The 20,946-nt window shown below is 60.5% G+C and carries 20 protein-coding genes; 2 read left to right on the forward strand and 18 right to left on the reverse strand.

Annotated elements, in window-relative coordinates:
• Nucleotides 1-18: 18 nt before the first annotated feature.
• From AC2444_RS24240 to araD, 6 genes are all read right to left on the reverse strand, one after another.
• Nucleotides 19-1,539, reverse strand: a complete 1,521-nt coding sequence (locus tag AC2444_RS24240) for an ABC transporter substrate-binding protein (RefSeq protein WP_012755645.1) — start codon at nt 1,537-1,539, stop codon at nt 19-21.
• A gap of 186 nt (nt 1,540-1,725) precedes the next feature.
• Nucleotides 1,726-2,631: a 5-dehydro-4-deoxyglucarate dehydratase gene (locus tag AC2444_RS24245; RefSeq protein ID WP_012755646.1), complete on the reverse strand. Its 906-nt coding sequence runs from the start codon at nt 2,629-2,631 to the stop codon at nt 1,726-1,728.
• A gap of 17 nt (nt 2,632-2,648) precedes the next feature.
• Nucleotides 2,649-4,166 carry an aldehyde dehydrogenase (NADP(+)) gene (locus AC2444_RS24250; protein WP_012755647.1) on the reverse strand — a complete coding sequence of 506 codons (1,518 nt, stop codon included), beginning with the start codon at nt 4,164-4,166 and terminating at the stop codon, nt 2,649-2,651.
• Between the two features lie 180 nt (nt 4,167-4,346).
• Nucleotides 4,347-5,057 carry a ribonuclease activity regulator RraA gene (locus AC2444_RS24255; protein WP_128438828.1) on the reverse strand — a complete coding sequence of 237 codons (711 nt, stop codon included), beginning with the start codon at nt 5,055-5,057 and terminating at the stop codon, nt 4,347-4,349.
• 20 nt (nt 5,058-5,077) lie between these two features.
• Entirely contained in the window at nt 5,078-6,268 is a 1,191-nt protein-coding gene (locus tag AC2444_RS24260; RefSeq protein ID WP_128438827.1) for an L-talarate/galactarate dehydratase, read from the reverse strand.
• Between the two features lie 9 nt (nt 6,269-6,277).
• Complete coding sequence (gene araD, locus AC2444_RS24265; RefSeq protein WP_017996183.1) at nt 6,278-8,014, reverse strand: L-arabinonate dehydratase; 1,737 nt, start codon at nt 8,012-8,014, stop codon at nt 6,278-6,280.
• Nucleotides 8,015-8,157: 143 nt separating this feature from the next.
• Between araD and AC2444_RS24270 the strand changes: the two genes are divergently transcribed.
• Complete coding sequence (locus AC2444_RS24270) at nt 8,158-8,877, forward strand: GntR family transcriptional regulator (RefSeq protein WP_003562449.1); 720 nt, start codon at nt 8,158-8,160, stop codon at nt 8,875-8,877.
• A gap of 25 nt (nt 8,878-8,902) precedes the next feature.
• Here the strand turns inward: AC2444_RS24270 and AC2444_RS24275 are convergent, their stop codons facing one another.
• From AC2444_RS24275 to AC2444_RS24310, 8 genes are all read right to left on the reverse strand, one after another.
• Nucleotides 8,903-9,850, reverse strand: coding sequence for a 2-hydroxyacid dehydrogenase (locus tag AC2444_RS24275; RefSeq protein WP_128449357.1), 948 nt, complete (start codon nt 9,848-9,850; stop codon nt 8,903-8,905).
• Complete coding sequence (locus tag AC2444_RS24280; protein WP_128406695.1) at nt 9,847-11,481, reverse strand: ABC transporter ATP-binding protein; 1,635 nt, start codon at nt 11,479-11,481, stop codon at nt 9,847-9,849. The genes AC2444_RS24275 and AC2444_RS24280 overlap by 4 nt, the downstream gene beginning before the upstream one ends.
• Nucleotides 11,474-12,400 (reverse strand): ABC transporter permease, encoded by a 927-nt coding sequence (locus tag AC2444_RS24285; RefSeq protein WP_017996180.1) that lies wholly within the window; start codon nt 12,398-12,400, stop codon nt 11,474-11,476. The genes AC2444_RS24280 and AC2444_RS24285 overlap by 8 nt, the downstream gene beginning before the upstream one ends.
• A gap of 3 nt (nt 12,401-12,403) precedes the next feature.
• Nucleotides 12,404-13,318: an ABC transporter permease gene (locus AC2444_RS24290; RefSeq protein WP_012755654.1), complete on the reverse strand. Its 915-nt coding sequence runs from the start codon at nt 13,316-13,318 to the stop codon at nt 12,404-12,406.
• Nucleotides 13,319-13,485: 167 nt separating this feature from the next.
• Nucleotides 13,486-14,352: a DMT family transporter gene (locus AC2444_RS24295; RefSeq protein WP_128438825.1), complete on the reverse strand. Its 867-nt coding sequence runs from the start codon at nt 14,350-14,352 to the stop codon at nt 13,486-13,488.
• Between the two features lie 273 nt (nt 14,353-14,625).
• Entirely contained in the window at nt 14,626-14,907 is a 282-nt protein-coding gene (locus tag AC2444_RS24300) for a hypothetical protein (protein WP_020487077.1), read from the reverse strand.
• Between the two features lie 173 nt (nt 14,908-15,080).
• Nucleotides 15,081-15,545 carry an NUDIX hydrolase gene (locus AC2444_RS24305; RefSeq protein ID WP_128438824.1) on the reverse strand — a complete coding sequence of 155 codons (465 nt, stop codon included), beginning with the start codon at nt 15,543-15,545 and terminating at the stop codon, nt 15,081-15,083.
• Nucleotides 15,546-15,569: 24 nt separating this feature from the next.
• The gene (locus AC2444_RS24310) at nt 15,570-15,737 is read right to left on the reverse strand and encodes a hypothetical protein (protein WP_164902768.1); all 168 of its coding nucleotides are present in this window, start codon (nt 15,735-15,737) and stop codon (nt 15,570-15,572) included.
• Nucleotides 15,738-15,922: 185 nt separating this feature from the next.
• On the opposite strand from AC2444_RS24310, the gene AC2444_RS24315 reads away from it, so the two are divergent.
• Nucleotides 15,923-16,603, forward strand: coding sequence for a redoxin domain-containing protein (locus tag AC2444_RS24315; protein ID WP_128449356.1), 681 nt, complete (start codon nt 15,923-15,925; stop codon nt 16,601-16,603).
• 99 nt (nt 16,604-16,702) lie between these two features.
• Here AC2444_RS24315 and AC2444_RS24320 read toward each other — a convergent pair whose 3' ends face one another.
• From AC2444_RS24320 to AC2444_RS24335, 4 genes are all read right to left on the reverse strand, one after another.
• The gene (locus AC2444_RS24320; RefSeq protein WP_128438863.1) at nt 16,703-17,773 is read right to left on the reverse strand and encodes an ABC transporter ATP-binding protein; all 1,071 of its coding nucleotides are present in this window, start codon (nt 17,771-17,773) and stop codon (nt 16,703-16,705) included.
• Between the two features lie 67 nt (nt 17,774-17,840).
• Nucleotides 17,841-19,139, reverse strand: coding sequence for a D-tagatose-bisphosphate aldolase, class II, non-catalytic subunit (locus tag AC2444_RS24325; protein ID WP_128406691.1), 1,299 nt, complete (start codon nt 19,137-19,139; stop codon nt 17,841-17,843).
• Nucleotides 19,136-20,089 carry an SIS domain-containing protein gene (locus AC2444_RS24330; RefSeq protein ID WP_128449355.1) on the reverse strand — a complete coding sequence of 318 codons (954 nt, stop codon included), beginning with the start codon at nt 20,087-20,089 and terminating at the stop codon, nt 19,136-19,138. The genes AC2444_RS24325 and AC2444_RS24330 overlap by 4 nt, the downstream gene beginning before the upstream one ends.
• 11 nt (nt 20,090-20,100) lie before the next feature.
• Nucleotides 20,101-20,934, reverse strand: a complete 834-nt coding sequence (locus tag AC2444_RS24335) for a carbohydrate ABC transporter permease (protein ID WP_206615923.1) — start codon at nt 20,932-20,934, stop codon at nt 20,101-20,103.
• Nucleotides 20,935-20,946: the final 12 nt, after the last annotated feature.

The following is a 20,946-nucleotide window of genomic DNA, read 5'->3' on the forward strand; positions in this document are numbered from 1 at the left end:
TAACTGCGGCATACCGGCTTACTTGAAGCGGATCTGCGACAGCTGCAGTTCGGAATTCGTCGCGATCGTCGGCTTGAAGTCGAGACGCGGCGAGACGCGGGTGAAACCGACCATGTGAAACATCGGGATGTCGGCGATGATTTCGGTGTTCACCTTGGCGAAAAGCTCCTTCCAGAGTTTTGTGCGCTCGTCGCCGGTGGCAGACGTCGCCTTGGCGATCAGCGCGTCAACGGCCGGATCGCGAACCATGGAGTGGGAACCGTCGGTCGCGTATTTCACGAATGCGGTGAAGACCGGGTCGCCGGTCGCATTGTCGTGCTGCGACTGGGTCAGCGTCGGACCGGAATCGGCGACAAAGGGTGCAACGAAGTAGCCGTTCCACACGGACACGTCATACATGTCGAGCTTTACGTTCAAGCCGACTTCCTGAAGCATCGCCATCATCGCTTCCATCGCTTCGGTTGCGTTTGGATATTGTCCATTGCGACCGATGATACGGATCTCACGATCGACCGGGACGCCGTCCGCTTTCGCTGCTGCGACCAGTTCCTTTGCTTTTTCGGGATCATAGGGCCAAGCGGGGATATCGGCATTGTAACCGATCGTGGTCGGCACAACGAGCTGTGTCGCGATCTTTGCCTGTTCGGGGAACAGCGTTCCGAGCATCGCCTGACGATCGATGGCGAGGTTCATCGCTTCGCGGATGCGCCGGTCGTTAAGGGGTGCTGCGCGCGTATCGATGCGCAGCGATGTCGTTTCCGAATTCGGGTAGGCGAAATCGGTTTCCTTGTTGGTGGCATCCTGTACGGATACGGCCGGAACGATATCGGCTTCGCCAGCATCGACCATGGCGGCTGCAACGGCGCTGTCTGAGCGGAACAGATATGTCGCCTGTTCCACCTGGGGTTTCTCCCCCCAATATTCCGGATTGCGTTTCAGCACGATTGACTGGCCGATTTCCCATTTGTCGAACGTATAAGGGCCAGTGCCAATCGGCTTGCGGGTGAATTCGTCGGCTGGTGTCGCCTCGGCCGATTCCACAGCCATCACCGTCATCAGAAGCGGAAGAATCGGCTGCGCCGGTTTTGTTGTAATGCGGATCGTGTTGGCATCGGGCGTTTCGAAGCTGAACTCCGTGCCGCCGAAATATTTGCCGCCGGTCTCACAACTGAGCTTCTTATTCTTGTTGCGCTCGATGGTGAATTGGACATCCTTGGCGGTGAACGGCTTGCCATCGTGCCATTTGACATTCGGGCGCAGCTTGAACTCCCAGGTGTCGTCATCGATCTTCGACCATTCCGTCGCCAGGCGAGGTTTGAGGCCGCCATTGACGTAGTCGAACTCCACCAGCATCTCGTTGACGTTTTCAGAAATGACCCGGCCGACGTCCTGGCGCGCTGCCATACAGGGTTCGACGACATCGACGGTTTCGGCAAGCACAACAGTGACGTTGCTCTTGGCATCCTGAGCGTGTGCCGTACCGCCGCTCAGCGCGAGCACCGTTGTTGAAAAGCAGGCAGCTAACAAATGCAGTTTCATTTCGTTCTCCTCCCATGCGCCTTTGGCGCTCCTCACAGTGAATCTGCGTCCCGTTTCCGGTGCTCCGGCATCTATCTCCTCATAGTTCTACAAAGCACAAGTGCACTAATATACTAGTTAGCGACGGCCTTCAACCCTGGCGCTCCGAAGCACGGAGCCCTCAACCGTGTCTGGAACCCTTCATTTTTACTGGGCCGAAGCAATCAGTTGGCGCATCATCTCGACTTCCTCGTCGGTGAGATCCGTCAGCGGCGCCCGCACCGGTCCCGCCTCAAAGCCGCGCAATCGCACGCCTGCCTTGACCGCGGATACCGCATAACCGGCTTTGCGATCGCGAATACGGGCAAAGGGATAGTAGAAATCGCGCAGCATCTGTTCACAGGCAGCGTCGTCACCGGCAAGGAATGCCTTGTGGAATTTCAATGCCGTTTCAGGCACGAAATTGAAGACCGCGGAGGAATAGGTCGGCATGCCGGCTCCGCGATAGGCCTGGGCAAACAGTTCGTGTGTCGGCATGCCGCCGATATAGGAAAGGCGGTCGCCGAGCGCGATCGTGACACGGCGCACTGTATCGATGTCACCGGTTCCATCCTTGAAGCCGATCAGATTCGGGCATTCGTCGGCAAGCTGAGCAAGCTGCTCGGCCGAAACCCGCGCCTGGCCACGATTATAAACGATAACGCCCATATTGGTGGCCTTGCAGACGGCCCGTACACGCGCGGCGATGCCATCTGCCGGCGCCTCGGTCAGGTAATGCGGCAGCAGAAGAATGCCGTCGCCACCGGCCGCCTCGATCTCGCGCGCCATGTCACAGGCAATCCGCGTGCCGTAGCCGCATCCGGCAATAACCGGCGCGTCACCGGATACGGCGCGGGCGGCCTTTACCACCTCGACCACCTCGCCCGGCGTCAGCGAGAACAGCTCACCGGTGCCGCCGGCAACGATCAGGCCGGCAACGGGATAGGACGACAGCCATTCCAGATGCGCTGAAAACGGCTTGGCGGCAAACCGGTCCTCGGCATCGAAAGGAGTGACGGGAAAAGACAGCAGGCCGTTGCGAATGATCTCGCGAAGTTCCGTCGGGGCGATCAATTTGGTACTCCTCGGTTTCAGTTGCGCAGGTCTTGCGGCAACAGGTCGGCGGGGAAATTCTGATAGGCGACGGGGCGCAAAAACCTGCGGATCGACATGGTTCCGACGCTGGTCGCGCCGAAGTTGGTCGAGGCCGGGTAGGGTCCGCCATGCACCATGGAATCGACAACCTCGACGCCGGTTGGAAAGCCGTTGACCAGCACCCTGCCGGCCTTCCGTTCGAGGATTGGCAGCAGGTCGCGGGCAAGGCCCAGATCGGCGTCGTCCATATGGATCGTCGCGGTCAGCTGTCCCTGAAAGCTTTCGGCAAGGGTGAGCAACTTTTCAGGCGAGCCGACGCGCACGACGAGGCCGAGAGGACCGAATACTTCTTCGCTGAGCGAGTGATCGGCAAGCCAGGCCGAGCCGTTGGTCTCGAACAGGTTCGGCGTTGCTTCGCGGCCAGCACTCTGTGCCGCCAGAACCGGCGCGACAGCATTGCTTGTCCGCATGCGCTCGACACCTTCGTGATAGGCCGAGGCGATGCCTTTGGTCAGCATCGTCTGCGGCGCCACCTTTTCAAGAGCCGCCTTGGCGGCACTGGTGAACTTGTCCGCTTCCGGCCCATCGACGACGACGGCGATGCCGGGTTTGGTGCAGAACTGGCCGGCACCAAGCGTCAGTGAACCGGCCCAGCCTGAACCGATTGCCTCGGCCCGGGCAGCGGTAGCGGCCGGCAGCAGGAACATCGGATTAACGCTGCCGAGTTCCCCGAAAAAGGGGATCGGCTCAGGGCGCTGGGCGCAAAGGTCAAAGAGCGCCCTTCCGCCGGCAAGTGAACCGGTAAAGCCAACGGCTTTGATGGCCGGGTGCGTCACCAGCGCCGTTCCGACATCACGACGGCCGCCCTGGATCAGGCTGAAGACGCCGGCCGGCATTCCAGTGCGCTCGATAGCGGCTGCAATCGCCTCGGCAATGATCTCACCTGTGCCGGGATGGGCCGAATGTCCCTTCACCACGACCGGGCAGCCCGCGGCAAGCGCGGCTGCCGTATCGCCGCCGGCCGTCGAGAATGCCAGCGGAAAATTCGAAGCGCCGAAGACGGCGACCGGGCCGATCGGCCGTTGCACCAGACGGATCTCGGGCCGCGGCGCCGGCTGCCGATCGGGTTGGGCTGCGTCGACGCGTGCGTCGAGATGCGCGCCCTTGCGGATATGGTCGGCAAACAGTTTGAGTTGGCCGGTGGTGCGGGCGCGTTCGCCGTTGAGCCGGCCCTCCGGAAGCCCGGTTTCCTGCGTTCCGATGAGGGTGACGGCCTCGCCGCGCTTGTCGATCTCCTCGGCGATTGCCTCGAGGAAAATGCCGCGCTCCTCGCGTGTCGTTGCCGAAAACACTGCAAAAGCAGCTTCGGCGGCGCGGCAGGCGCGGTCGACCAGTTCCGTTGTGCCGACAGCAAAGTCATGTGCCTGCCCATGCGCCGGCTCTGACCGAAATGTCGTCGTTCCGGCAATCCACTCGCCGGCGATGAAATGCCTGCCTGAAGGGGTCCAGCTCATTGTTCTTCTCCTCGGCGGAGCCTCGCTCCGTCCTGATGCGTGAAGTGTTGTCCAAGTTTGGGTCGCCTTAGAACAGGATGATTTTAGGCCAAGTCGGCCTAAAATCTGAATCCTGTTCTAAATTAAATAGGTAGAGCATGATGTCGTCCGAAAACCGCTCACACTTTTCGGCATCATGCTCTAGCGGCCATTCGCCTTCCGCCATTCGGCAAAGAGCGTCAGATTGCTTTCGTCGGTGGCCGGGTAGAGGCCGATGATCGTATGACCTTGCTTGACGCGCTCGGTGACGAAATCTTCGTAAGCGGTCATCTCGACCGCTTCATCAGCGATCTCGTCGGCGATCTCAGCAGGGATGACGATCACGCTGTCGTCGTCGCCAACCATGATGTCGCCGGGGAAGACCGCCACATCGCCACAGCCTATCGGCACATTGATGTCGATTGCCTCGTGCAGCGTCAGGTTCGTCGGGCTGGAGGGACGATTGTGATAGGCGGGGATATCAAGACCGCCGATGGTCATGGCGTCCCGGAAGCCGCCATCGGTGACGACGCCGCCGCCGCCGCGCATCATCAGGCGGGTAATCAGGATGTCGCCGGCAGAGGCTGCGCGCGGATCCTTGCGGCTGTCCATCACCAGAACAAAGCCTTCCGGGCAAGTCTCGATGGCAAGCCGTTGCGGATGTTTCGGGTTGCGAAAGACATTCATTGCGTTACGGTCTTCGCGCGCCGGCATGTAACGCAGCGTAAAGGCTGGTCCGACCATATTGCGGCCCTTTGGCTGCACCGGCCGAACATCCTGGATCGTCTGGTTTCTCAGACCGCGCTTGAACAGTGCCGAACAGAGCGTTGCGACAGAGACACCCATCAGTTTATCACGGGTTGCGGGGTTCATTTGCTTCTCCTCGTTCTCATTCAGGCGCCGAAACTGCGCGTTTCCACGGTCCAGTCGCGGGCTTTGCCCGTCAGGCTGCAGCCGAGCCCCGGACGGGCCGGCACGATCATCCGGCCGTCCTTGATCTCGAGTTGTTCGTTAAACAGTGGCGCCAGCCAATCGAAATGCTCTACCCACGGCTCATGCGCATAAGCGGCGGCCAGGTGCAGATGGATTTCCATGGCGAAATGCGGGGCCAGGCGCATACGTTTCGCCTCGGCGTGCGTGCAGATGCGCAGAAAGGGCGTGATGCCGCCGACCCGCGGCGCATCCGGCTGAATGAAGTCGACCGCATCGGCCCGGATCAGCGCCATGTGTTCGTCGGCGCTTGCCAGCATTTCGCCGGTGGCGATCGGCGTGGCGAGTTCGCGTGCCAGTGCCGCATGGCCCTCGGCGTCGTAGGCATCGAGCGGCTCTTCGATCCATTCGAGGTTGAGCGGTTCGACCAGCCGGCCGAAACGCAAGGCCGTCGTGCGGTCCCATTGCTGGTTTGCATCGACCATCAACGGGACACGGCCATCGATATGGCTGGTCACCGCATCAAGCCGGCGAAGGTCGATCATCGGGTCCGGCTGTCCGACCTTGATCTTGATGCCGCCTATACCGGAAGCGATCGAGTGGTCGATGGCATCGCGGATTTCCTCGACGCTCGATGACAGGAAGCCGCCGGAGGTGTTGTAGCAGGCGACACTGTCGCGATGCGCGCCAAGCAGTTTTGCAAGCGGCAGGCCGGCGCGTTTCGCCTTGAGGTCCCAGAGGCAGATGTCGATGGCGGCGATTGCCTGCGTTGCAATGCCGGAGCGGCCGACCGAGGCCCCGGCCCAGCAGAGCTTGTCCCAGATGCGCGCGGTATCGTTGGGGTCTTCGCCGATCAGGTTGTCGGCAAGCTCGCAGGCATGTGCATAAAGCGCAGGTCCGCCTGCCCGCTTCGAGTAACTGAAACCAAGCCCACTATGGCCAGCCTCGGAGACGATCTCGCAAAATAGAAAGGCCACCTGGGTCAGCGGCTTCTGCCGGCCGGTCAACACCTTGGCATCGCTGATCGGCCGCGCCAAAGGCAGGTAAGCGAGCGACAGGGTGACCGATCGGATGGCGTCCAGTTTGGACGGACCGGCAGCGAAGCCAGCCTTGGGCGGCTGTGCGGGGATCGTGCGTTGATTGGGATCAAACATCGTGGTGCCTCAGTTGATGGCCGGTTCCGGCGTCTTGCCACCGAATTCGGTTGTCAGGAAATCAAAGTCGCAGCCTTTGTCGGCCTGCTCGATATGCCCGGAGAACATAAAGCCGTAACCGCGTTCATAATGCCGCGTCGGCGCCACCCAGGCGGCCCGCCGCGCTGTGATCTCTTCTTCGGAAACCAGCATATTGAGGCTGCGTGCCGGAATATCAAGCTCGACCATGTCCCCCGTCCTCAGCAGCGCCAGAGGCCCGCCAACATAAGATTCCGGTGCGACATGCAGCACGCAGGCGCCGAAACTGGTTCCGGACATGCGGGCGTCCGAGATGCGTACCATGTCGCGCAGGCCGAGTTTCAACAGCGCCTTTGGCATCGGGATCATGCCCCATTCCGGCATGCCTGGTCCGCCCTGTGGGCCGGCATTGCGGAGAACGAGAACCGTGTCCGGCGTCAGCGGATAGTCGGGATCGTCGATGATCTTCTTCATCTCCGCATAGCTGTCGGCGACCAGCGCCGGGCCACAATGACGATGGAATTTTGGGTCGCAGGCCGCCGGTTTGATGACCGCGCCGTCGGGACACAGGTTTCCCTTGAGCACGGCCAGCGAACCTTCGTGATAGACCGGGTTCGACAATGGCCGGATAACGTCGTCATTGTAGATCTTCACCTGGTCGAGACCATCCACCAAGGGTTTTCCCATAACGGTAATCGCGCTGGGATCCAGCTTGTCGCCGAGCTGCTTCATCAGGGCGCGCAAGCCGCCGGCATAAAAGAAATCCTCCATCAGATAGGTCGAACCGGAAGGCCGGATGTTGGCGAGAACCGGCGTCGTACGACCGATGCGATCGAGATCATCGAGCTCCAGCGGGACGCCGGCGCGTCGCGCCATGGCGATCAGGTGTATGATGGCATTGGTGGAGCAGCCGGTCGCCATGGCGACCGTGACCGCGTTGTCGACGGCCGCCGGAGTGATGATCTGGTCCGGTGTCAGATCCTCCCACACCATATCGACGATGCGCCGGCCACAGGCCGCAGACATGCGCTGGTGGTTGGCGTCGGCAGCCGGGATCGAGGATGCGCCCGGCAGCGTCAACCCCATAGCCTCGGCGATCGCCGTCATCGTCGACGCCGTGCCCATGGTCATGCAATGGCCGTAACTGCGGGCGATCCCGCCTTCGATGCCCTGCCACTCCTCCTGGGTGATCGTGCCGGCGCGGCGCTCGTCCCAATATTTGAAGCCGTCGGTACCAGAACCCAGCGTCTTGCCGGCATAGTTGCCGCGAAGCATCGGGCCGGCCGGCAGATAAATGAAGGGAATGCCCATGCTGACTGCGCCCATGACAAGGCCTGGTGTGGTCTTGTCGCAGCCACCCATCAGAACGGCGCCATCGACAGGATGGCTCCGCAGCAGTTCCTCAGTCTCCATCGCCAGCATATTGCGATAGAGCATCGTGGTCGGCTTGACGAAGTTTTCGGAAAGGGAAAGAGCGGGCAGTTCCATGGGGAACCCACCCGACTGAAGAATTCCCCGCTTCACCCATTCGGCGCGTTCACGGAAATGCATGTGGCACGGCTGCGCATCGGACCAGGTGTTGATCACGGCAATGATCGGCTTTCCCTGCCAATCCTCCGGCGCGTAACCCATCTGCATGGTCCGCGACCGGTGGCCGAACGAGCGTTGATCATCCGGCAGCATCCATCGGGCGGACCGCAATTGCTCGTAGGTTTTCCTCGCGGTCACGGCTTTCTCCCACCTTTTCGCTTGCTTACTTCAGCGTTTGCACCAACTGATATTTTAGTTTGACATATATATCAATGGCAAGTTTGCGTTCTTGTGCATTAGGTCATGCAAAGCTATGAATGGACTCGAATAGGACGCCTCAGATGAATTCCCAGTTCGCCTCTACATTCGGCCTGACCGCGCCCGGCTTTCCAGTCGTTGCCGGCAGTACCGTCCAGCGGGTCTATGATGACCTGCGAAAGCGTATCATTACTATTCAGCTGCCGCCGGACACCACACTGTCGCGCACTGAGCTCACCGAGACTTATGAAGTCAGCCAGACGCCCATCCGCGACGCATTGCAGCTCCTCAAACAGGAGGGTCTGGTTCGCATTTATCCGCAGTCCCGCACTGTGGTGACCAGGATCGACGTCCTGCAGATTTACGAGGCACATTTCCTTCGCGTGGCGCTGGAAACGGAAGTTTGCCGCCGCCTCGCAACCGATCCGGATCCGGATCCGAGCGTCGTTACCCGCGCCCGGTCGATCATCAAGATGCAGGCGGCAGTCGCCGACGACGTCGATCAGGTCGCGATCTTCCAGGAACTCGACGAGCTCTTTCACCAGACATTGTTCGCAGGCGCAAAGCGCAGCAGCCTCCACCAGTTGATACGCGAGCGGTCCGGCCATCTCGAGCGCATTCGTCGCCTGCATCTGCCCGAGAAGGGCAAGATCGTCAGCATTCTCGATGGGCACCACGCCATCATCGATGCGATTGCCGCGCGCAACGAACAGGGTGCGGTCGATGCAATCCGTGAACATCTCAGCCAAACCGTCGCAAAAGTGGAAGACCTCAGGAAGGAGTTCCCGGACTACTTCGTCTGATCTGCCGCGCCGCGGGTTTGCCGGATCAATTGACCGGCGTCAGCAGCGGCCTGCCTGCGAAGAAGGCGGCAAGGTTGTCGACCGTCAATTGCGCCATCCTGTCGCGCGTTTCCTCGGTACCGCTGGCATGATGGGGATAGAGCACAACGTTGTCGAGCGCTGCAAAGCGCGGATCGGGATTGGGTTCGTTGAGGTAGACATCGATGCCGGCCGAGGCGATCCGCTTTTCCTGCAAGGCCTTGATCAAGGCCGGCTCGTCGACCACGGTGCCCCGGGCAATGTTGATGAAGCTGCCCGTCGGTCCGAGCGCATTCAGCACGTCCGCCGAAATCAATCCTTCGGTCGAGGCCCCGCCAGGCGTCGCGACGATCAGGATATCGGCCCAGTCCGCAAGTTTGACCGGCGTGTCGAAATAGGCAAAATCGTTGCCGGCTTTCTTCGTCCTTCCATAATAGCCGACCGTCAGCCCGACAGCTTCGCATCGCTTGGCAATCGCCATCCCGATGCGGCCGAGGCCGACGATCCCGGCCTTCTTGCCCCACGTCGATGTCGTCAGCGGCATCATGCCCTTCTGCCCCCAATCGCCGGAGCGCACATAGCGATCGCCTTCCGGCAGGCGCCGGCGTGCCGCCAGCATCAGAAGCAGTGCCATGTCAGCAACGTCGTCGCACAGCACCTCGGATGTGTTGGTGAGCTTGATGCCGCGCCGTGTCATCGCCTCGACGTCCATCTGGTCGTAGCCAGCCGAGGAACAGGCGGCGAGCTTTAATGCCGGCAATTTCGAAAGCAAGGCTTCGTCGATCGTCACATGGCCGTTGCAGACCAGGGCGGAAGCGATCGGGCCGGCTTCCCGCAAGAGAGCATCGCGCTCTTCGCCTTTGACAAGATCCAGCCGGTGCAGCGTGTAGGTCTCCTCCAGGATCGCCATCTGATGGGGCCGGAGCGGATAGGCGACGATGACATCGGGCTTCATGCGGAAACGAGTCCTTCCTGTCGTTGGCGGGCGGCGCGTCGGGTGGCCTGGATCTCCGGATCGGGGTCGAGGCTCGCGGCAAGAAGTGCCTGCGTGTAGGGGTGGGAGGGCGCGGTGAAGATCTGTTCGACCGGCCCCTCCTCGACAATCTCGCCGGCCTTCATGACGATGACACGATCGGCGAAATCGCGAACCACCGGCAGGTCGTGCGCAATGAAGAGGTAGGACAGGCCGAATTCGCGACGCAGGCCCTCAAGCAAGGCGATTACCTGCGCCTGGATCGACACGTCGAGCGCCGAAACCGCCTCGTCGCAGATGATCAGTTTCGGCTCCATCGCCAGCGCCCGGGCAATCGCGATGCGCTGGCGCTGGCCGCCGGAAAACTGATGTGGATACCGGTCGGCCATATCCGGTTTCAGGCCAACCTTGACCAGCAGTTCGGCCACTCTCTCCTTCCATCTCGCTTTCGGCAGGATATCCGGGTGAATGACCCAGGCCTCTGAAATCAACCGGAACACGCTCATCCGCGGGTTCAGTGACTGGGTCGGATCCTGAAAGACCATCTGCAAATCGCGACGCAGCCCGAATATTTCTCTGGGGGTCATCGCAAGCAGATCGTTGCCGCGATAGAGAACCTGGCCCTCCTGCGGATCATCGAGGCGAACGATTGCCCGGGCAAGGGTCGACTTGCCGGAACCGCTCTCGCCGACAACGGCAACCGTCTCGCCGGGCATGATGACGAAATCCACGCCCTTCAGCGCCTGGAATGCGCCGAAACTCTTTTTCAAGCCGATGGCGCGCAACAACGGCTCGCCCTGCCGGTCACGCTCTTGCGCCATCGCACCCTTCCCCGGCGCGGCAGCTATCAGCTTCTTCGTATAGGCGTTCTGCGGGTTGCGATAGACTTCGGCCGCATTGCCGGTTTCGACCACGCAGCCGGAATTCATCACCACCACCCGGTCGGCGATCTCGGCAACGACGCCCAAATCGTGGGTGATCAGCAACAGGCCCATGCCGGTTTCCTGCTGCAACTCCTGCAGAAGTTCGAGCACCTGCGCCTGCACCGTCACATCAAGCGCGGTGGTGGGTTCATCCGCGATCAGGATATCGGGCTTGCAGGCGATCGCCATGGCGATCATCAGGCGTTGCCGCTGGCCGCCGGAGAACTGGAATGGATACTTTCGCATTGCCGCCTGCGGATCGGTTATGCCGACGCGCCCGATCAATTCGAGCGCCCTCGCGCCGGCGCGCTCCGCCGACTGGCCATGCGTCGTCATCATCTCGGTAATTTGCCAGCCGACCGGATAGACCGGATTGAGGTGGGCGAGCGGGTCTTGAAAGATCATGGCGATCTTGGCACCGTTGATCGAGCGCCGCTCCTCGGGCGTCATTTTCAGCATGTCGCGCCCATTGAGGAGGATTGTGCCGCTGGTGATCTTGCCGGGTGGCATGTCGATCAGGTTCATGATCGCCGAGGCCGACACGGATTTGCCCGAACCGCTTTCCCCGAGGATCGCCAGCGTCTCGCCGCGATCGAGATGCCAACTGACATCCTGCACCGCCTTGACGGTCCCGCTGGCGGTGTGGAACTCGACCGAGAGGTCACGCACTTCCAAAAGATGTTCAGCCATTTTTCCTGCCCCTCATTTCAAGGCGCCAGCGTTGTGTCGGATCGAGCGCGATGCGCAGCCAATTCGACAGAAGGTTCAGCGACAGCGTCGTCAGAATGATTGCAAGGCCCGGCCAGAAGGAAAGCCACCAGGCATTGGTGAGATAGGGTCGTCCTTGCGCAACCATGAGACCCCAGGTGATCTCCGGCGCCTGAATGCCGATTCCAAGGAATGACAGGGAGGATTCGGCCAGCATGACGAAGGCGAAATCGAGCGTCGCGATGGTCACCAGCGTGGGGAAGATCACCGGCAGGATGTGATGGAAGACAATCCGCCAATACGATGCTCCCATCACCTTCGCCGCCTGCACGAACATCCGCTCGCGCACTTCCAGCACTTCGGCGCGCGTGGTGCGCAGATAGATGGGAATGCGGGTGATCGCCAGGACGAGGACGATATTGGTGACCGAGGGCTCGAGCATGTACAGCACGATCACCGCCAGAAGCAGCGACGGAAAGGACATGATGACGTCGCCGAGGCGCATGATCCATTGAGCAGCAGAAGAGCGGCTGTAACCTGCGACCAGACCGAGCGCCGTCCCGACGACGGATGATGCAAGCACGGCTGCCGCGGCAACCAGGATGGTGTTTTGCGCCGCCACGATAACGCGGGCAAGAAGCGGCCTGCCCAGCGCATCGGCGCCGAGGACATAAAGCATTCCGCGGGTGATATCGAACGGCGGCGCGTTCCGGCCCCGCAGGTTCTGCTTGGTGGCGATGGCTTCCAGCAGGAGCGGGCCAAACAGCGCACAGAGCAGAACGATCAAGAGGAACAGAGCCGCGAAGAAAGCGAGCTTGTCCGCCCACAGCATCGTCAGCCAGCGCCCGATCGGGCCGCTTGGTTTTTTCTCGGCGAGGATTTGTGTGTCGGCCATCGTCATCGCTCAATACCGGATGCGCGGATCGAGCAGCGCATAGGCGATGTCGATCAACAGGTTCATGATGAAGATCGCCAGTGCCGAGACCATGATGACGGCCAGCACGACGGCGAAATCGCGAAGCAGGATGGAATCGATCATTAGCTTGCCGATTCCAGGAAAGCCAAACACCGTCTCGACGACGACGGCACCGTTCAAGATGGCGGCCGCCTGGTCGCCGATGACTGTGATCACCGGCAGCATGGCGTTGCGCAGTCCGTGAATGAAGATGATTGAGTTCGAGCGGACCCCCTTGGCGCGGGCCGTCTTCACATAGGCGGAAGACAGAACACTGATCATCGAGCCTCGGACCACCTGCAGGATCAGGCCGAAAGGCCGGATGAACAGCACGCTGACCGGCAGGACCCAGTGCCAGAAAGTTCCCGTTCCCGATGTCGGCAGGACATGCAGTTTAACGGCGAAAATGACGATTGCCACGATGGCCAGCCAGAAATCCGGCGCCGCAGCGCCGATCAGCGAGAAGAAAGTGGCAAGACGGTCGAAGACGCCGCCGACGCGAAACGCCGCAAGCGAACCGATGACGATCGCGGCGATCGTGACCAGCACCATGGTGATGGCAGCCAGCCAGAAGGTCCAGACGAAGGCCTCCAGCACGACATCCATGGCCGGACGGGCCTGCCGCAGTGACTGACCGAAATTGCCCTGGGCAAGATCCGAGACATAACGGCCGAACTGGATGATCAACGGATCGTTGAAACCGTTCATCTCACGGAATTGCTGGCGCATTTCGGTGGTCGCATCGATCGGCAGATAGAGGTCGGTCGGATCGCCCGTCAGCCGGGACAGGAAGAACACGATGACGATAAGCACCACGAGCGATACGCCACTGGCGATCGCGCGTTTGCCGATGAAACTCTTCATGCCACTCCTCCCGAGTGAACCCCATGGGGTCGTGATGTCCGGTTTTTCGTCTTCGTTTGTGCTGCCTGTGATACCCCTCCGGCAACAGGCACGGCTCGACGACCAGTCCCTGTAACTGAAATATTAGTGCATCTAGAATTTTTGTGAACCCCAAAAATGATCGGGGCTTATCGCGGCGGCTTGCGTCGCCATGTCATGCCGCGGGTTCCAATAATGGCCGCGCCGAAGATCACAGCCGCGCCGATCCACGTCTGTACGGCTGGAACTTCCGCGAAAAATGAGAAGGCCATAAGGGCGACGACGGGCAGTCGGAGAAAGTCGAGCGGTGCCAGAACGCTTGCGGTCGCCATACTGAAGGCGCGCGTGATCAGCGTCATGTTGAGTGCGCCGAGTGCCCCTTGGAGGGCAAGCAGTCCGAGTTGGCTCCAGGTCGGCATCGACCAGACCGGCAGCATAACGATCAGGCCAAGCGGTACCGTCGCTATCAGATTCCATGCAACCAGCCGGTCGGCACTATCCCTCAATGCCATCCGCCGGAGCATCAATTGGCTGGCCGCCGTCAAGACCGCTCCTGCCAGCGCAAAAAGCAGCCATTGGTCGAAACCGGACGCTCCAGGGCGAATGATGATCATGACGCCGATAAAACCTGCGACAATGCCGGCCACGCTGGAGATGCCGACATGTTCCTTGAGCACCAGCCACGCACCGAGAACGAGAAACATGGGCATGGTGAAATTGATCGCCGTGGCATCGGCGAGTGGCGCGTGGGCAAAGGCGACGAACAAAGCAACCAGTGAGGCAAGCTTCAGACCCGCACGCACGACATGCAGAACACGATAGGGAGAGGATTTCAGGTCGACCCGCGACACGATCCAGGGCGTGACGACAAGAAGCCCGAAAAACGACCGGAAAAAGCCGATCATCAATGGATGCACCTCGCCGGCCAGCAAACGCACAATGACTGCGTCGAAACTATTTAAAAAAGCGGCGGCCACCATCAAGCAGACGGCAAGGCCCGTGCGACCAGGCTGCATCACGCTTCTCCTGATCGAACAAGGGTGAACCCTGCTATATGGGCCATTCGATACAGCTGCGCGTTGAACCGGCAATCCATTGGAAATAAAGCCTTCCTGGCGTGTCTGCTAATCTCCGGTCTCCCAACGGTTTGCCGCGGCTGAGACCGCTCATTCTTGCCAGGGGCCGGCAGCATCCATTATCTCCGGCGCGGATTAACGGCTTTATCTCAATCCATCGGCCGCCGTCCACACTGACAGAGCGCACTGCTGACGGGGCCGCCCTCGCCCCCGCTAGTGGATCACTCCGTTCGTTTTCGCCCGGTTCGAGAACTGGTGGACGAGCATGATGCCCTGCTCAAGGAGTAACTCGGCGGCCTGCAGATCGCGCGGCGTGAGATCGCCGGATAGACCGCGAATCGTATTGGCGACGCAGATGGAGTTGGCGACGAAGCGGGCGTCGCCCTCCCCTTCCGCCTCCTCGGCCGTTGCTTCCAAGGCGTCGGCGACGGTGTCGAGCAGGCTCGAGCGTTCGACGAGCGTCATGTCGTTCAGGGTTTTGGAAATGCCGTTCATGATTGTCTCCTCGCGTGTGCTCAAGGCGGATCGCAGCTCCGTTTTCTCGATTTCAGTGACGTGGCGGTGACTGTCAGATAGGATGGTTGTTTTCAGAAGCAACTCATGGCTGCCGCGCACCTCACGCATGAGTGAAGCGAGATCGGACGGCTCAATCAATAATTTCGGGCCGATCATTCCAGATGGGTCAGGAGGTCGGCAAGCATCGGTCGCTGCCCTTTCAACAGCTTTATGGCTGCGTAGGGCGGGGAAAACCATCCCGCGCGATCGACCTCCGGAAAGCTCTTTACCCGGCCTGACCGTGGTGGCCATTCCATTTCAAACTCGGAACTCTGTATCGCGTTCACGTCCAGTACCGGATCGGCTTCGATCGACCACGCGACAACCATCTTTCCGCCAGGTTGTCGGTATTCGCCCAACGGTGTGAACCTGCCATCGACTGCTACCCCCAGCTCTTCGGCAGTTTCCCTTATTGCCGCCGCGAGCTCATCTTCTCCAGGTTCGATCAACCCCTTCGGGATCGACCACGCAGCCTCGTCTTTCTTAGCCCAGAAAGGACCGCCCGGATGGACGAGAAGCACTTCGATGTCCCTGGAAACACGTCGGTATAGCAGAAGTCCGGCGCTACGGATGACCATCGTGTTGTGCCCTTCTTGCGTCGATCACGAGGCCAGGCATTCCTCACAGATGCCGCAGCCGTCCTCGTCCATCCACCGACGCCGGCGCTTGCAGCAAAGGCAAGCACGACTATCCGGTTGTTCCTTTGTGTCTTCCGGTGGAATGATCTCGATCGTCGTGTCGATTAGAGTGTCGGCCACAAGCTCCGCCATCTCGTTGCTCCATTAGTCTGTTCTAAATAAGATAGGAGCGGCAATCGATACCGGCAAGCTCTCGACGCCGGTCGGAGGGCCAAATGGCATTCCGAACCCACATTCGAGCGCTGGGCCTTCTTGCGACAAGTGATATAGTTAAATTTCGGTTGTCCACCTGGACGATACGATAAAGGAATTATTCCATGGGAGACCAGAAACGCCCGCTGCAACCAGGAGAAACTGCCCCCGCCTTCGCACTCGCCACGGCCAACTTCGACGGAACCGTCTCTTTCGCCGACTTGAGCGGTCGCCCGTTCGTGATCGGGTTCTTTCGCGGGTTGCACTGCCCGTTCTGCCGGCGCCAGCTAGAACAGCTTGCCGGCGTACAGCCGACCCTGCGCGCCGCCGGGGTGGAGACCGTGGCCGTTATCAACACGCCGGTAGAACGTGCCCGCCTGTATTTCCGCCACCGGCCGACGCCAATAACACTTCTATGTGATCCGGACTGCCGCACGCATCGGGCCTACGGCGTGCCGCATGGCGAGTTCCTGCCCGAAGGGAGCTGCGAGCAGCCCGAATGGCCCTATGGCGCAACGATGGCGCAATTCCAGGCGGCACGCATCAACCCCACGGGTGAGCTACCGGAACCGCTGCACCCGATGGAAGCCAACACGGCGCTCAACGCCAAGGACGGCTTCCAGCTTGACGAGGCCGATAATGCGATCTTCGCGAACCATGCTACTCAGCTCGTCGGGCACTTCCTGGTCGATGCGAACGGCACCATCGGCTGGACACAAATCGAGGCGCTCGACGGACCGAACAGCCTCTCCATCTTCCCGACCGCGGCAGAGATCATCGCCGCCGCTGACAGCCTTGGACGCTGACTGCAGCGAACCCGTCCGCCAGTGTTGGCGAACTCGTCTCCGACCTGTCATCAGCTTGAGCTCCATGTCACGTTCCGCCAGTCCGCAAAAATCATCAGGTTAGACGGACCTCAACCGCTTTTCGGTTTTCGCGTCGAACAGATGCAGTTTGCTAAGGTCCGGGGTAATGACGATCTGGTTGCCGGCGTGGAGATCAAGGCGCTCTCTTACCGTCGCAACGAGGTGATCCGCACCAAACTTCGTGGTTACCTGGATCTCGGCACCGGTGGGTTCGACGAGGACGACCTCAGCGGCAACAGGACCCTGTCCGATTGTAAGGTGCTCAGGGCGAATGCCGTAGATAAGCTGCGCGCCGCGTTCCAATGGCGCTGCTTCGGGCAGCGGCAGCCTAGCTCCGCCGTCCGTGATCAACTCCAGCGGCCCTGACGTGCTGACCTGGCCTCGAATAAGGTTCATCGCCGGCGAACCGATGAAGCCCGCCACGAAAAGGTTTGCCGGCCGGTCGTACAGATCCAGTGGCGAGCCTATCTGCTCGACGAAGCCGTCCCGCATCACAACAATCCGATCGGCCATTGTCATGGCCTCGATCTGATCGTGAGTGACGTAAATGGTCGTTGTCTTCAGTCGCTGATGCAGTTGCTTGATTTCCGAGCGCATCTGCACCCGCAGCTTCGCGTCCAGGTTCGACAATGGTTCGTCAAACAGGAAGACTTGCGGATTTCTAACGATGGCACGGCCCATCGCCACACGTTGGCGTTGGCCACCCGACAGATTTCTCGGATATCTGTCGAGCAGATGTTCGAGCCCAAGAATTTCAGCGGCTGCTCGAACACGTTGCCTGGTCTGTTCCTTGGGTGCTTTCGCCAGCTTCAGCGAAAAACCCATGTTCGCCTCGACTGTCAGATGGGGGTAGAGCGCATAGGACTGGAAAACCATCGCGATATCGCGTTCTTTTGGTGCGACATTGTTCACGACCTTGCTGCCGATCGATATCCGGCCAGCTGAAATCTCTTCGAGGCCGGCGATCATCCGCAACAATGTCGACTTCCCGCACCCGGACGGACCGACCAGGATCACGAATTCGCCGTCTTGGATATCGATATCCACCCCATGAAGAACCTCGAAGTGACCGTAGCTCTTGCGGGCATTCGCCACACTTACTGACGCCATAACTTTCTCCGGCTGAATGTTGGTAGCTTCGGGACGCAGCCGCTTGTCTGACACGGCTGTCGATTGCTCATCGGCTTGCCGTGGCGGCTGAATAAGGTGCCAATACCGTGTCGACCGCAGCAAGGCAGAGTTCGCGGGCCTTCGGAGCGACCCGCTTTGACACCACGTCGGAATAGAGTCGACCGAGATATTGGCTGATCAGAGTTTCGGGAATTTCGTCGGGGAGCCGGCTGAACAATTCGCCGACCGCGGCGGATGCGCGAGGATCCGGCCAGTAATAGCGAATTCGATCACTATAGCTGAAATGCCGTTGCAGTCGCTCCTCATCGGGACTGCCGCCATAATGGCCCGTCCAGCTTGCCGGCTGCTCGACCATGATTTTTTCCATGGTCGTCACCAGTCCGGTTCGTGGCGTCTTCCCGGCAAGCACATCAGCGATCGCATCGAGACCGTATAGCGCTTCGCGCAGCGCGAAAGTCAGCCCCGGCCCGACCTTGAGGATTGCAAAGCCGCCGTCAACGAGAGCAGACAAGGCTTCGGCCGGTTGGTAGTCGGTGGAATGTGCTTCGAAAACCAAGCCGGGCATGTCGTCCAGCGAACCAATGAGGCTCTTGGCCCGTTCAGGCTTGTAGAGCGCCACGTCCGTGTTGCCAAATTCCACGCCCGGCTGAACCACGATCCCAATGACCCGCTCCATTGCCGACGCCAAACCTACTTCGGCAAACGACGCCCGATGAACTGCCAGCGTTTTCATCGCCGCATCGGCCCGCGTAATTTCGATGTCTTCGAGTGCGTGCGTTGCACCACCCGGAGGCGGCACCTCGGTTCCGATGATATAGACCGGCGGACGGCGGCCTGAACGAAGAGCGGCCTCCTCAGCGGCCTTTGCCAATCGAGCGGCTCGCGCCGCGGTCAATTCGTCATCGAGCGCCGTTGGTTCACCGGCACAGCCCATCGACGTGTCCAGGTGAATCTTTTCAAACCCTGCCTCGACATAGGCCGTCACCATAGCGGTAGCGCGCAGCATTGCCTCCTCGGCCGCCAACTTTCTCCATGGGTTGGGACCGAGGTGATCGCCTCCCAGGATGATGCGTTCGGCCGGAAAATCAGTCGCTGCGGCGATGTCCTCGATGAACCGGCGAAAGTCCACAGGCGTCATCGCCGTATAGCCGCCCTCCTGATTGACCTGATTGCAGGTGGCTTCGATGAGGACAGCCCGGTGCTCCAGGCCGGCCCGCCGAAGGGCTGCCTCAATGACCAGCGGATGCGCCGAGCAGACCGAAGTGACGCCATGGGGAAAAGGCAGGTTCCGGGCACCGAAAAGCTTTCGCAACGCGATCTGCCGGTTCTCTTCGATCGACGTCATGCGAGCGTCACGACCTTCGTCAGGTGACGGGGAGAGACCGTGTCGATTTGCCGAGCCTGCGCGGCCCGTTCGCCGAGGACCTGCAGCGCCGGAAGGACAACGAGACCCGCAAGCGACAGATCGACATCGACGGCGAGTTCCAGATCGCCTGGACCACCCACACCGATGACGACTGCGCCTTTTTCTCTCAGTTCTCCCACCAGTTTCGTCTCCGCCTCCCTCTGGTCGGAGCTGTACAGCATGACCGCAACCGTCTTCCCGTCAACGAGGCTGATCGGCCCATGCCGGTATTCCAGCGGGTGGAAGGCCTGGGTCATGATCTGGCTCATTTCCATGAGCTTGAGCGCTCCCTCCAGGGCGACGCCGAAGAGCGGCCCGCCACCGAGAAAGACGAAGTGCGACCGGTCGGCGATAATTCCAGGAAGTGCGGCATCGAGAGCGCTTGCGAGCTTGCGGGCCGAATTCACGACGGAGGCAGGAACCTTCTGCCCGATCATCTGCAAACCGAGAAGGACCATGAGGCTCGCCGATACCGTCATGACGATCCCTTCGTCCGGATGGGTTTCGGCTGCGATCATCCGATCGCAATTTTTCGCCAGAGAGCTTTTCGGTTCGACGGTTATCGCCGTCACGAAGGCGCCGGCGGCGCGGCTTGCCTTTGCCGCGGCGACCGTTTCTGTCGTCTCGCCGCTGCGGGAAAGCGCGACGACGTGCGTGTTGCGCCACTCCGGCCAGAAAGCCGACGGCCGGTTTTGCCATTCGGCGCCGGGCACCGCGATTGCCCTTCGTCCGGCCATATTGGCATAGGCTGCCAGCGAAAGTGCAAGATTGAAAGACGTGCCGCAGCCGACGAAGACGAGCAGCTCCGCGCTCTCGATAGCTGAATTCGAGCCGATCGCCTTCTCCCAGTAGGGAAATTGCTCGAAAATGACTTTTTCGGTCGTGTTCATGAAGTCTCCGATTATTTGACTGAACCAGCCAACAGGCCGCTGACGAGGTAACGGTTGAGGAAGATGACGACGAGGGCGGGGATGACGATGGCGATCGAGCCGCTCGCTGTGATCAGGCCGTAGTCGATGAAGTTCTTCGTTACGAATTCCGGAATCAGAACCGTTAGCGGCTTCGTCGCCTGCGGCGAAAAAATGAGCGGTACGAGATACTGTCCCCAGGCACCCAGAAACGTAAGGATTGCCGCTGCCGTCAGACCCGGTCCGGCCAACGGCAGGACGATATTGAAGAAGATGTAGAGCCGGCCGGCTCCGTCGAGTTGTGCCGCCTCTTCCAGTGAGATCGGAAGAGCTTCGAACACGCTCCGCAGCAGCCATAACGACAGGGGCAGGAAGGCCGAGACATAGATCAGCGAGACGCCCAGATAGGTATCGACGAGATGCAGCTTGATCATGATCTGATAGAGCGGGATCAAGACGGCGTAGGCAGGAATGGCCAGGGTCGCGACGACGGCGACAAAAAGCGCTTTGCGGCCGGGAAACTGCAGCCTGGTGAACGCGTAAGCCCCAAGTGAGGATATCGCGACGCAAAGCAGCGTAGCGGCGATCGATGTCACCACGCTATTGAGCAATGCGGCACGGAACTGTTTGAACACCTCCACACCCCCGATCCGGGCGATATTGATGCCGAGCAGCCGCGAGTAGTGATCGAGCGTAAAGTGCTGCGGAAAGAAGTTGATCGGTCGGGTCGAAAAGTCTTCGCTGGGCGTAACCGAACTCGCGATAGTCCAGTAGATCGGCCCCAGAGACCAGATCAACAGGACGACGACACCGGTCCAAATCATCATTCGATAGGCAAT

Source organism: Rhizobium sp. WSM1328, assembly GCF_057653715.1.

Coding starts and splice junctions, on each gene's coding strand:
- AC2444_RS24240 (WP_012755645.1), bottom strand. CDS start 1,539: ATGAAACTGCATTTGTTAGCTGCCTGCTTTTCAACAACGGTGCTCGCG.
- AC2444_RS24250 (WP_012755647.1), bottom strand. CDS start 4,166: ATGAGCTGGACCCCTTCAGGCAGGCATTTCATCGCCGGCGAGTGGATT.
- AC2444_RS24255 (WP_128438828.1), bottom strand. CDS start 5,057: ATGAACCCCGCAACCCGTGATAAACTGATGGGTGTCTCTGTCGCAACG.
- AC2444_RS24260 (WP_128438827.1), bottom strand. CDS start 6,268: ATGTTTGATCCCAATCAACGCACGATCCCCGCACAGCCGCCCAAGGCT.
- AC2444_RS24270 (WP_003562449.1), top strand. CDS start 8,158: ATGAATTCCCAGTTCGCCTCTACATTCGGCCTGACCGCGCCCGGCTTT.
- AC2444_RS24275 (WP_128449357.1), bottom strand. CDS start 9,850: ATGAAGCCCGATGTCATCGTCGCCTATCCGCTCCGGCCCCATCAGATG.
- AC2444_RS24280 (WP_128406695.1), bottom strand. CDS start 11,481: ATGGCTGAACATCTTTTGGAAGTGCGTGACCTCTCGGTCGAGTTCCAC.
- AC2444_RS24285 (WP_017996180.1), bottom strand. CDS start 12,400: ATGACGATGGCCGACACACAAATCCTCGCCGAGAAAAAACCAAGCGGC.
- AC2444_RS24290 (WP_012755654.1), bottom strand. CDS start 13,318: ATGAAGAGTTTCATCGGCAAACGCGCGATCGCCAGTGGCGTATCGCTC.
- AC2444_RS24295 (WP_128438825.1), bottom strand. CDS start 14,352: ATGCAGCCTGGTCGCACGGGCCTTGCCGTCTGCTTGATGGTGGCCGCC.
- AC2444_RS24300 (WP_020487077.1), bottom strand. CDS start 14,907: ATGAACGGCATTTCCAAAACCCTGAACGACATGACGCTCGTCGAACGC.
- AC2444_RS24305 (WP_128438824.1), bottom strand. CDS start 15,545: ATGGTCATCCGTAGCGCCGGACTTCTGCTATACCGACGTGTTTCCAGG.
- AC2444_RS24310 (WP_164902768.1), bottom strand. CDS start 15,737: ATGGCGGAGCTTGTGGCCGACACTCTAATCGACACGACGATCGAGATC.
- AC2444_RS24315 (WP_128449356.1), top strand. CDS start 15,923: ATGGGAGACCAGAAACGCCCGCTGCAACCAGGAGAAACTGCCCCCGCC.
- AC2444_RS24320 (WP_128438863.1), bottom strand. CDS start 17,773: ATGGCGTCAGTAAGTGTGGCGAATGCCCGCAAGAGCTACGGTCACTTC.
- AC2444_RS24325 (WP_128406691.1), bottom strand. CDS start 19,139: ATGACGTCGATCGAAGAGAACCGGCAGATCGCGTTGCGAAAGCTTTTC.
- AC2444_RS24330 (WP_128449355.1), bottom strand. CDS start 20,089: ATGAACACGACCGAAAAAGTCATTTTCGAGCAATTTCCCTACTGGGAG.
- AC2444_RS24335 (WP_206615923.1), bottom strand. CDS start 20,934: ATGATGATTTGGACCGGTGTCGTCGTCCTGTTGATCTGGTCTCTGGGG.